We start from the raw sequence: 9,892 nt of genomic DNA on the forward strand, positions 1-9,892 counted from the left end.
CCTGGAAGAAGCCGAGCTCAGGAAATGCTGCTGCGGAGGGCTGTCTGCCGCGTCAGTGCGCTACGTTCCGCGCACAATGCAGGTCCTTGAAGAGGACGCCGACGGCGCGGGCAAGGCGGTTCAGGCTGCCCCTGTCGAACCCGTCCACGCGAGGGGGGAAGGTCAGGAGCGCGGCCGACGGGGTTGATCGCCGCGCGCCGCGTCCTTCTCCTTGATGCGCGCCGCTTCCTTCCGGACCTCGGCCTGGGTGGCGCGCTCCTTCTGCAGCCACTCGGGAAGGTCCCTCTTCAACGCGTCGATCTGATCCGTGGTGAGGGCGTCAGTGATTCCGCCACGGGCGAGACCTGAGATGGAGATGCCCAGCTTCGCCGCGACCACCGGCCGCGGATGCGGGCCGTTGCGGCGCAGTTCCAGCAGCCACTCGGGCGGATCGGCCTGCAGTGCGTTCAACTCGGTGCGCGAGATGACACCCTCCTGGAACTCGGCGGGGGTGGCCTCGAGGTACACACCCAGCTTCTTTGCCGCGGTTGCGGGCTTCATCGTCTGGGCGGTCTGGTGCGACGTCATGGTGTCAAGGGTATTCGAGCGTGTGCGCTACCTCCGACCACGACCGGTAACCTGGCCGAGTGACAGGCTCGGAAGTATCCCCTTCGTTCCGGCTGGCGTATGTCCCGGGAGTGACGCCCACGAAGTGGGTGCGGATCTGGAACGAGCGGCTGCCCGAAGTCCCACTGAACCTCATCGCGGTCCCCGCCGCTGAGGCATTCGACGTGCTGCGGAGCGGCGGCGCCGACGCGGGTTTCGTGCGGTTGCCGATCGACCGGACGGACCTCAGCGCGATCCCCCTGTACACCGAGACGACGGTGGTCGTGGTCCCGAAAGACCACGTCGTGGCGGCGGTCGACCAGGTGTCCGCTGAGGATCTTGCCGACGAAGTCGTGCTGCATCCCCTCGACGATGTCCTCGACTGGGAGCGTCTGCCGGGACGGCCCGCGATCGAGCGCCCCGCCACGACGGCGGATGCCATCGAACTGGTGGCGGCAGGAGTGGGACTACTCGTCGTCCCGCAGTCACTCGCCCGCCTGCACCACCGCAAGGACCTCACGTATCGGCCGGTCTCGGATGCCCCCGAGTCGCGCATCGCGCTGTCGTGGCCGCAGGACGAAACCACCGACCTGGTGGAGCAATTTATCGGGATCGTCCGCGGGCGGACCGTCAACAGCACACGGGGTCGTCCCCCGACCCCAGCACAGCCGAAGCCCAAGCGCTCCGATACAGGCGGCGCACAGCGGAAGCCCGCAGCCGGCAAGCCGGCCGGCAGGAGCCCACGGAACGGTGCCGGCGGTCCCAAGGGCGGTAAGCGCGGCAAACCTCGCCGCCGGTCGTAGCCTCGGCGTCGCTCATCCGTGGATTCCGGGCAGTCTTCACCCGCGGATGGATCGGTCCGGGCGGTCGCGGAGGAAGAGGGCGTGCAGCGGGTTGATGCGGGCCCCGCGCCAGGTGTCGGCGCGGCTGCACACCCGGTCGGCGAGTCCGGGCCTCCCAGAAGCGACTGCAGGAGGGTTCAGCTGTTCAATGCCGCCGCCACGACGGACCGGGCCTCCTCCTGTACGCGCGTCAGGTGGTCGGGTCCGAGGAAGGACTCGGCGTACACCTTGTAGACGTCCTCGGTACCCGATGGGCGTGCGGCGAACCAGGCGTTGGCTGTGGTCACCTTGATGCCACCGATGGCCGCCCCGTTGCCCGGAGCCTGCGTGAGCACAGAGGTGATCGGTTCCCCGGCAAGGGTGTCGGCCGTCACCTGGTCGGGAGAGAGACGGCTCAGGACGGCCTTCTCCTCGCGGGTCGCCGGGGCGTCGACACGGGCGTAGGCCGGTTCACCGAACCGGGCGGTGAGCGACGCGTAGTGCTCGCTCGGCGTCTGCGCCGTCACGGCCAGAATCTCGGACGCGAGCAGGGCCAGGACGATGCCGTCCTTGTCGGTGGTCCACACCGAGCCGTCACGGCGCAGGAAGGAGGCCCCGGCGGACTCCTCACCGCCGAAGCCGAGGGTGCCGTCGGCCAGCCCGTCCACAAACCACTTGAAACCGACCGGCACTTCGATCAGCTCGCGGCCGATGTCGGCCGCCACCCGGTCGATCATGCTCGACGACACCAGTGTCTTGCCGACGCCGGCACCATCCGGCCACTGGTCGCGGTGGGTGTAGAGGTAGGCGATGGCGGTGGCGAGATAGTGATTGGGGTTCATCAGCCCCCCGTCGGGGGTCACGATGCCGTGCCGGTCTGCGTCGGCGTCGTTGCCGGTGGCGATCTGGAAGCGGTCGCGGCGCTCGATCAGCGACGCCATCGCGTAGGGGGAGGAGCAGTCCATCCGGATCTTGCCGTCCCAGTCCAGCGTCATGAACCGCCACGTGGGATCGGTGTACGGGTTGACGACAGTCAGGTCGAGGCGGTGCTCCTCGGCGATGCGGCCCCAGTACGCGACGGACGCGCCCCCCAGCGGATCGGCGCCGATGCGCACACCCGCGGCGCGGACCGCGTCCAGGTCGAGTACGGACGGCAGATCCTGCACGTATGCGCCGAGGAAGTCGTACCGTCCGGTGGTCGGCGCGGCCAGCGCCCTGGCGTAGGGCAGCCGCCGTACGTCCTTGAGGCCGCCCGTGATGATCTCGTTGGCGCGCTCCTGGATCCAGCCGGTCGCCTCGGAACCGGCGGGCCCGCCGTTCGGCGGGTTGTACTTGAAGCCGCCGTCGGCCGGCGGATTGTGCGAGGGCGTGACCACCACGCCGTCGCCCAGCCCGGAGGTGCGCCCTCGGTTGTGGGTGAGGATGGCGTGCGACACGGCCGGGGTGGGGGTGTAGCCGTCGGCGGCGTCGATGAGCACAGTGACGCCGTTCGCGGCGAAGACCTCCACGGCGGTCACCCGGGCGGGTTCGGACAGCGCATGGGTGTCGGCGCCGAGGAACACAGGCCCGTCGGTTCCCTGCTGGGCCCGGTACTCGCAGATCGCCTGGCTGGTCGCGGCGATGTGGTCCTCGTTGAAGGCGGCGGCGAGCGAGGATCCTCGGTGTCCCGACGTGCCGAAGGCGACACGCTGGGCGGGTTCGGCCGGATCGGGGTGCAGGGCGTAGTACGCGGTCACCAGCCGAGGCACATCGATGAGGTCTTCCGGCCGCGCCGGCTGTCCCGCGCGCTCGTTCGGCATCCGTCCACTCCTTCGCATCGGTCGGTGCGATCAGTGCACGAGTCATGATCGCTTGTCGGTCGCGTCTCGTCGGGTTGCCTCTCCGCACGGATGTGCCGACGGACGTTCCAGTCGGGCATGCCCAGCGTGGGCCCGGGCACCCGCATCGCATGGCAACTCTCCGAAACTTGGCCAATCCGCTGCCGGCCTCACGTTCATCAGCGGCATCGGTGAACCGGAGATGGTCCCCCGTAACGGTCGCATGGCGGCGATGCGAAGCTGTCGTTGCAGATGTGGGTCTGCCAACTACCCCCTGTTGACCGGGGATCGGTGCGTGGATAGCTTCACAGACATGTGGATCTCCCATCGGTTCACTCGGCGGCGTGCCGTCGACCTGATGCGTGTCGCCGCCGCGCTGTGTAGCTGACCGGCACCGCATGCCGCGTGCCGCAGCCATTCGCACGCCCCACCGCCCCGTCGGGCGGTCCTTCGTGTGCCTGTGCCCGTGCGGTGCGTGTGTGTGCCCTCAGCACTCATCAGGGCAGCCCCCCGCGAAGGAGTACGCGTGAATCCGCTCAGAACCCGCCGCATCGTCCATCCCGCCCGCACCGCCCTGGTGGCGCTGGGTTCGGTCGCCCTCCTGGCCGGCTCCGTCACCGTCCCGTCAGCTGCGGCTGCCGCGGCGGAGGAAAGGCAGGAGCCCGCTTCCGTGGCGCTCGACTGGTACGACACGACGGCCGCGACCGTAGCGGCGGGCGGCGCCACGACTCAGATCACCAACAGCCGGACCTGGGCCATCGGCTGGCTCGCGGCGGCGCGAGCCGTGCGGAAGGTGCCATCGGCCGTCGACCGGCGCGACTTCCAGGACGCGGCCCTCGCATCTGCGGTGCACGACTCCCTCGTAGCCCTCGTTCCGTCTCGCGCTGAGGCGCTGGACGCCGCGCTGCGCACGACGCTCGACCGCATCCCGGACGGACTTGCCGAATCGAGGGGCGTAGCGGTCGGCGCCCGCCAGGCCCGGCTGGTGCTGGCATCGCGTGACGGCGACGGCCTCGACCCGGCCTCGGTGAACGCGCCGTTCACCGTGCCGCCGGCGGCCCCGGGCGTGTGGCAGCCGACTCCGCCCGCCTACGCTCCGGCCGCACAGTACGGCAACCGGCTGGCCAGGCCGTTCCTGCTGGACAGTGCCGACCAGTACCGGCTGCCCGCACCGCCCGCCCTCGACTCCGCGCGCTATCGTGCCGATCTGACGGAGGTGCGTGCGTACGGTGCCGTGAACAGCGCCGTACGCACAGCGCACCAGACCGAGACCGCCAACTTCTGGTTCGGTTCCTCGCTGACGCTGTACACCGAGCCGTTGCGGGTCGCCCTGTCGCGGTCGCCACAGTCCCTCGCCGAACGGGCAAGGCTGGTGGCGCTGTTCCACGTGGCACTGGTGGACACACAGATCGCGACGTCCGACAGCAAGTACACGTATCAGAGCTGGCGCCCGGTCACGGCCATCCGCACCGGCACGATCGACCCGGACCCCGGGTGGACGCCGCTGCACGCTACGCCGGCCCACCCGGACTACCCCAGCGGCCACAACACCTACTCGGGTGCTGCGGAGGTCGTTCTCTCGGTGCTGACCGGGCCTCGCACGGCCCCGTTCGAGCTGACGAGCCCCACAGCCCCCCGAGTGACACGCACGTACACGGCCTGGAGCGGTCTGTCCAAGGAGAACGAGGCTGCCCGAGTCTTCTCGGGGATCCACACCCGCTCCGCCGACACGGCGGGCCTTGCCCTCGGCAAGCGCGTCGCGACCCACGCGCTGCGCAACGCAGGGCGGATGTTCGGCGACCTGTGAGCGAGACGCCCACCAGCGGCACGACGGTGGCTTCCCGTCGGAACACCCTCACGCCTGGCCACCTCCCGTAGAGGAGGGCCAGTTCACGGCTGTGTACAGCGTGCCGCGGACGACAAGACCGCCGGCTCAGGCGTGCGTGAGTTTTTGAACAGTGCAATCAACAGACGAAGGACGCTTGTCACCGGGCAGCGCGATCGCCGTCACGATGAAACCGCGCCGCGCCAGCCACCGCCCCTGGAACTCGCCGATGCGGAGTCCCGCCACTTCCGGTCCAGGTACCAGCAGCCGGGCCGTAAAGGTCCCGGCATCCGGGTCGATGTCGAGCTCAGCCTCGTCGAAGTCGAGCTCCCTTCCCGTCAGCGGGTACCAGGTTTTGAACACCGACTCCTTGGCGCTGAACAGCAGCCGGTCCCAGCACACCGCGGGACGGAGTGCGGTCAGGGTGGTCACCTGTTTGAACTCCCGTTCAAGGGACACGACTTCCAGTACGCCCTCGGGCAGCGGCCGGTTCTGTTCCGCGTCGATGCCGAGCGAAACGGAGTCCTCAGTGCGGGCGATGGCCGCCGCGCGATAGCCGGAGCAGTGAGTCATGCTTCCGCCTACCCCCGCTGGCCAGGTGATCGCACCGCGGGCGCTCGGCACCAAGGCAACGGGCGGCACACCGAGTTCTCTGAGGGCGCGCCGCGCGCAGATGCGGACGGTTGTGAACTCTGCCTGCCGCCGCGGCACGGCTTGCGAGATGGCGGCCGACTCGGTGGGGAAGAGCCCGCCCTCGAGCTCGGACGTCAGGTCTCCGAACACCGAAGCACAGGCGACGGCTTCGGGCAGTATCTTCTCGATCACGTTGTCGGCTCCAGAGCCGGGTGGGGGAGAATCTGCCGCAGCGGACGGCGCGCCGGCCAGGAAAGCCACTCGGGCGGAAAGCCGACCGACGCCTCTGCGAAGCGCACCCCATCGAGGGAGGACGGCGGGGTCCTGGGGGTGCGTCCACAGTTCGTGGTTGCCGGGCGCCCAGACGGCCTTCGCGAAACGGCCCGGTCAGCAGCCCTGGGCAGCTTCGGGTACCTCCCCGGCCGCGGGCGGTGCCCGGTGTTCACGATCCGTTCAGTCCCGCGGAGATCACTTTGAGCAACTCGGCCTGGTGGTCGGCCAGATAGAAATGGCCGCCGCGGTAAGTGTCCAGCGTAAACGCTCCGGTGGTGTGGTCGCCCCAGCAGCGCGCCTCGTCCTCGGTGACCATCGGGTCCTCGTCGCCGGTGAATGCATGCACAGGGCAGGTCAGCTTCGGTCCGGGCCGGTGGCGGTAGGTCTCGGCCGCCCTGTAGTCGCTGCGCACCGCGGGCAGCGTCAGCCGGAGCAACTCCTCGTCCTCGAAGAGCTGTTCGCCGGTGCCGCTGAGCGAGCGCAGTCTCGCGATCAGTTCGTCGTCCGTGCCGAGGTGGACAGTGCTGCCCTCGCGGTGGCGGGAGGGCGCCGGGCGCGCCGAGACGAACAGCGCCCTCGGCGCCATGCCCACCTCCTCGAAACGGCGGGCCAGCTCGAAGGCGAGGGTCGCGCCCATGCTGTGGCCGAACAGGGCCGTCGGGCTCCGGGTGTGCCGCTGCAGCAAGGGGAAGAGCTGGTCGACGAGCTCATCGATCGTCTCGAGCCGCTTCTCCGAGCGGCGGTCCTGCCGCCCCGGGTACTGGATGGCCAGCACCTCACAATGTGGGGCCAGCGCACGGGACACGGTGAAGAAGTAGGACGCACTCCCGCCGGCGTGCGGAAGGCAGACGAGCTGCGGTGCGCCTGCATCAGCCTGGTGGTAGCGGCGTATCCACAGCTCGTCAGTGTTGGCGGTGCCCGTCATGGGTGGTGCTGTCCTTCCGTCGTGCACCTCGGCTGCATGCACCAGCGAGGGCATCGGAGTAGAGGCAACTGTGCCGAATACAGGGCGAGTTCGCGCCAACCTTCGGTCGAGCTCCCTGCGGCCCAGTGTTCCACCCGACACGCCCATAACGACGGTGATGATCATCACTCTCTGATGGCTTTGGCCGACCCGCCGATATCTGACACCATCGCGATGTTGCCGAGGGCTCGGCCAAGATGGTTGTGGTTGACGGGCGTTGAGCGAATGGACGGTGTCCTGGGCGGTTCACCTGAGGTCACGGAAGAAGAGGAGAAGGGCATCTCTGCCACCCGACTCATCCTTGCCGACGACGAGGCGGTGATCCTGCCCGGCGTCCGTTCCATTCAGTTCGCCGACCCGGAGATCGAAGTCGTCGCTGAAGCCGAGAAAGGCGCCGTAGCCGTCGGCCCTGGCCGCCAAACTCCGCCCGGACGTTGTGCTGTTGACCGTCCGGATGCCGGTGATGGACGGGCTTGCCGCGACAGCGGAGATCGAGCGCCGGCTCCTGGAGACTTCCGTGCTCATCCTGACGACCTTCTCCCAGGACGAGTACGTCGCCAGCGTCCTGGGTGGCCGAGTGAGTGGCTACATCCTCAAGTCTGGCAGATCCGCGCGAGCGTCTGACCGATCTGCACGCCCCGGCATCGCATACGAAGCCGGCCTCATGGACGAGGAATGATGATCGAACGGCCTTCTGGATCTGATTCCATGCGACGAACCCCCGCGCTTCCACCTCACCACCTTCATGTGACCACGTCTGTTCATTGCCCTGCCTGCGCGCACGCGGGCCGATGCACGATCAACTCTGGGACGGCACAAGCGCCATGAGCTGGTTAGAATCATTCATCCTCGGTCTCGTCCAGGGCCTGACCGAGTTCCTCCCCATCTCGTCCAGTGCGCATCTGCGCCTCACCGCGGCGTTCGCCGGCTGGCACGATCCGGGGGCCGCCTTCACCGCGATCACCCAGATCGGCACGGAGACCGCGGTGCTGATCTACTTCCGCAAGGACATTGTGCGGATCGTCTCGGCGTGGTTCCGCTCGCTCACCGACAAGACGATGCGCAAGAACCACGACGCCCAGATGGGCTGGTTCCTCATCGTCGGCTCGATCCCGATCGGCGTGCTCGGCGTCACGTTCAAGGACCAGATCGAGGGCCCGTTCCGCGATCTGCGGCTGATCGGGACCACGCTCATCGTCATGGGCATCGTCCTCGGCATCGCCGACCGCCTCGCGGCACGCGATGAGACCGGCGGCAAGCACCGTGCGGCCAAGCCGCGCAAGACACTCGAGGACCTGACCGTCAAGGACGGCTTGGTCTACGGATTTTGCCAGGCCATGGCGCTGATCCCGGGCGTCTCCCGGTCCGGCGCGACGACCAGCGGCGGTCTGCTGATGGGCTACACCCGTGAGGCTGCGGCCCACTACTCGTTCCTGCTCGCCATCCCCGCGGTGCTCGCCTCAGGCGTCTTCGAGCTCAAGGACGCGGGCGAAGGCCATGTCTCATGGGGCCCGACCATCTTCGCGACCCTCATCGCATTCGTCGTCGGCTATGCGGTGATCGCGTGGTTCATGAAGTTTATTTCCACCAAGAGCTTTATGCCGTTCGTCTACTATCGGATCCTGCTCGGTATTTTGCTCTTCATTTTGGTCGGCACGGACACGCTGAGCCCGCACGCGGGCGAGTCCGCCGGCTGACGGCCGCAGCCGACGTTTGTCGCGCCTGCCATAAGGGCCACCCGCTCATTAAGAGTTGCGACGAGCTGGTTCTACGAAATCCAACGTTTACCCGATCGTATGTGTTCGGTGATCACGTACGGCGCATTAGCTTGCAGGGACACTTCTCGGGGCCCCTCATTTGAACATCGGCCGCTCTGAAATTCTGAGGCCGACGACCTGAGCCATACTTGCGCTGCGTTAATTACCGACCGTGATCATGTTTGCTCCCGTGTATTGACTTACTCAACGGAGGGGCCTTTCATGGCGACCGAGCAAAAGCTGCGTGACTATCTGAAGCGAGCCACGGCTGACCTGCATGAATCCCGTCAGCAACTGCGCGACGCAGAGGACAGAGAGCGGGAGCCGATCGCGATCGTGGGGATGGGGTGTCGTTTTCCGGGTGGTGTGGGGTCTCCGGAGGAGTTGTGGGGGCTGCTTTCCTCGGGTGGTGATGCGATTTCGGGGTTCCCTGACAGTCGGGGGTGGGATCTGGAGGGGCTGTACGATCCGGACTCTGAGCGTCCGGGGACGTCGTACGCCCGTGAGGGTGGGTTCTTGCACGATGCCGGGGAGTTCGATCCGGGGTTCTTCGGGATTTCGCCGCGTGAGGCCGTCGCGATGGATCCGCAGCAGCGTCTGTTGCTCGAAGTGTCCTGGGAAGCGTTGGAGCGGGCCGGAATCGACCCCACGTTGCTTCGCGGTAGCGCTACCGGCGTCTTTGTGGGAGGAATTGCGCAGGAGTACGGCAGCTTCATTTCCAGCGCCGAAGCCCACAAGCTCACGGGTACGACCGCCAGTGTGATGTCGGGCCGAATTTCCTATGTGCTCGGGCTTGAGGGTCCGGCGTTGACGGTGGATACGGCCTGTTCGTCGTCGTTGGTTGCGTTGCATTTGGCGGTGCAGGCGCTGCGGCGTGGTGAGTGCTCCCTGGCGCTGGCCGGCGGCGTGACAGTGATGGCGACGCCTGATCTGTTCTTCGAGTTTTCGCGGCAGCGCGGGTTGGCGGTGGATGGCCGGTGCAAGGCGTTCGCGGCGGCTGCGGATGGCACGGGCTTCAGTGAGGGCGCCGGTGTCCTGGTGGTGGAGCGGTTGTCGGATGCGGTGCGTCGTGGGCATCGGGTGTTGGCGGTCGTCAAGGGTTCTGCGGTGAATCAGGACGGGGCGTCGAATGGGTTGACGGCGCCGAATGGTCCGTCGCAGGAGCGGGTGATTCGGGATGCGTTGGCGGGTGCGCGGTTGGTGCCTGCGGATGTGGA

Annotated in this window: 10 protein-coding genes; 5 read left to right on the plus strand and 5 right to left on the minus strand. The window is 67.7% G+C overall.

The genetic code is table 11. From position 1 onward, the window contains the following. Nucleotides 1–162: 162 nt before the first annotated feature. Nucleotides 163–567 (minus strand): DUF5997 family protein, encoded by a 405-nt coding sequence (locus ACZ3H8_RS05840; RefSeq protein WP_467397832.1) that lies wholly within the window; start codon nt 565–567, stop codon nt 163–165. Nucleotides 568–626: 59 nt separating this feature from the next. Here ACZ3H8_RS05840 and ACZ3H8_RS05845 point away from each other — a divergent pair, with 59 nt between their 5' ends. Then, a complete protein-coding gene (locus tag ACZ3H8_RS05845) occupies nt 627–1,388 on the plus strand; it encodes a LysR substrate-binding domain-containing protein (RefSeq protein ID WP_467397835.1) in 762 nt (253 codons plus the stop codon). A gap of 176 nt (nt 1,389–1,564) precedes the next feature. On the opposite strand, the gene pgm is transcribed toward ACZ3H8_RS05845, so the two are convergent. Further along, complete coding sequence (pgm, locus tag ACZ3H8_RS05850) at nt 1,565–3,205, minus strand: phosphoglucomutase (alpha-D-glucose-1,6-bisphosphate-dependent) (protein ID WP_467397837.1); 1,641 nt, start codon at nt 3,203–3,205, stop codon at nt 1,565–1,567. 544 nt (nt 3,206–3,749) lie between these two features. On the opposite strand from pgm, the gene ACZ3H8_RS05855 reads away from it, so the two are divergent. Then, complete coding sequence (locus ACZ3H8_RS05855; RefSeq protein WP_467397840.1) at nt 3,750–5,030, plus strand: vanadium-dependent haloperoxidase; 1,281 nt, start codon at nt 3,750–3,752, stop codon at nt 5,028–5,030. Between the two features lie 126 nt (nt 5,031–5,156). Here the strand turns inward: ACZ3H8_RS05855 and ACZ3H8_RS05860 are convergent, their stop codons facing one another. The 3 genes from ACZ3H8_RS05860 to ACZ3H8_RS05870 form a co-directional block, all read right to left on the minus strand. Continuing rightward, a complete protein-coding gene (locus ACZ3H8_RS05860) occupies nt 5,157–5,942 on the minus strand; it encodes a 4'-phosphopantetheinyl transferase family protein (RefSeq protein ID WP_467397842.1) in 786 nt (261 codons plus the stop codon). 181 nt (nt 5,943–6,123) lie between these two features. Then, nucleotides 6,124–6,879: a thioesterase II family protein gene (locus ACZ3H8_RS05865; protein WP_467397844.1), complete on the minus strand. Its 756-nt coding sequence runs from the start codon at nt 6,877–6,879 to the stop codon at nt 6,124–6,126. 285 nt (nt 6,880–7,164) lie between these two features. Continuing rightward, nucleotides 7,165–7,443, minus strand: a complete 279-nt coding sequence (locus ACZ3H8_RS05870; protein ID WP_467397987.1) for a hypothetical protein — start codon at nt 7,441–7,443, stop codon at nt 7,165–7,167. On the opposite strand from ACZ3H8_RS05870, the gene ACZ3H8_RS05875 reads away from it, so the two are divergent. From ACZ3H8_RS05875 to ACZ3H8_RS05885, 3 genes are all read left to right on the plus strand, one after another. Further along, entirely contained in the window at nt 7,382–7,597 is a 216-nt protein-coding gene (locus ACZ3H8_RS05875; RefSeq protein WP_467397978.1) for a response regulator, read from the plus strand. The two genes, ACZ3H8_RS05870 and ACZ3H8_RS05875, sit on opposite strands and share 62 nt — an antisense overlap. Nucleotides 7,598–7,742: 145 nt before the next feature. Further along, complete coding sequence (locus ACZ3H8_RS05880; RefSeq protein WP_467397847.1) at nt 7,743–8,615, plus strand: undecaprenyl-diphosphate phosphatase; 873 nt, start codon at nt 7,743–7,745, stop codon at nt 8,613–8,615. Nucleotides 8,616–8,897: 282 nt separating this feature from the next. Next, nucleotides 8,898–9,892, plus strand: a 995-nt coding sequence (locus ACZ3H8_RS05885) for a beta-ketoacyl synthase N-terminal-like domain-containing protein (protein WP_467397849.1), incomplete at its 3' end; no start/stop codon positions are given.

This window comes from Streptomyces sp. NPDC002868 (genome assembly GCF_055563295.1).

Bases quoted from the DNA above. Each gene is read 5' to 3' on its own strand.
- ACZ3H8_RS05865 (WP_467397844.1), bottom strand. From the start codon at position 6,879: ATGACGGGCACCGCCAACACTGACGAGCTGTGGATACGCCGCTACCAC.
- ACZ3H8_RS05870 (WP_467397987.1), bottom strand. From the start codon at position 7,443: ATGAGCACGGAAGTCTCCAGGAGCCGGCGCTCGATCTCCGCTGTCGCG.
- ACZ3H8_RS05875 (WP_467397978.1), top strand. From the start codon at position 7,382: ATGGACGGGCTTGCCGCGACAGCGGAGATCGAGCGCCGGCTCCTGGAG.
- ACZ3H8_RS05840 (WP_467397832.1), bottom strand. From the start codon at position 567: ATGACGTCGCACCAGACCGCCCAGACGATGAAGCCCGCAACCGCGGCA.
- pgm (WP_467397837.1), bottom strand. From the start codon at position 3,205: ATGCCGAACGAGCGCGCGGGACAGCCGGCGCGGCCGGAAGACCTCATC.
- ACZ3H8_RS05880 (WP_467397847.1), top strand. From the start codon at position 7,743: ATGAGCTGGTTAGAATCATTCATCCTCGGTCTCGTCCAGGGCCTGACC.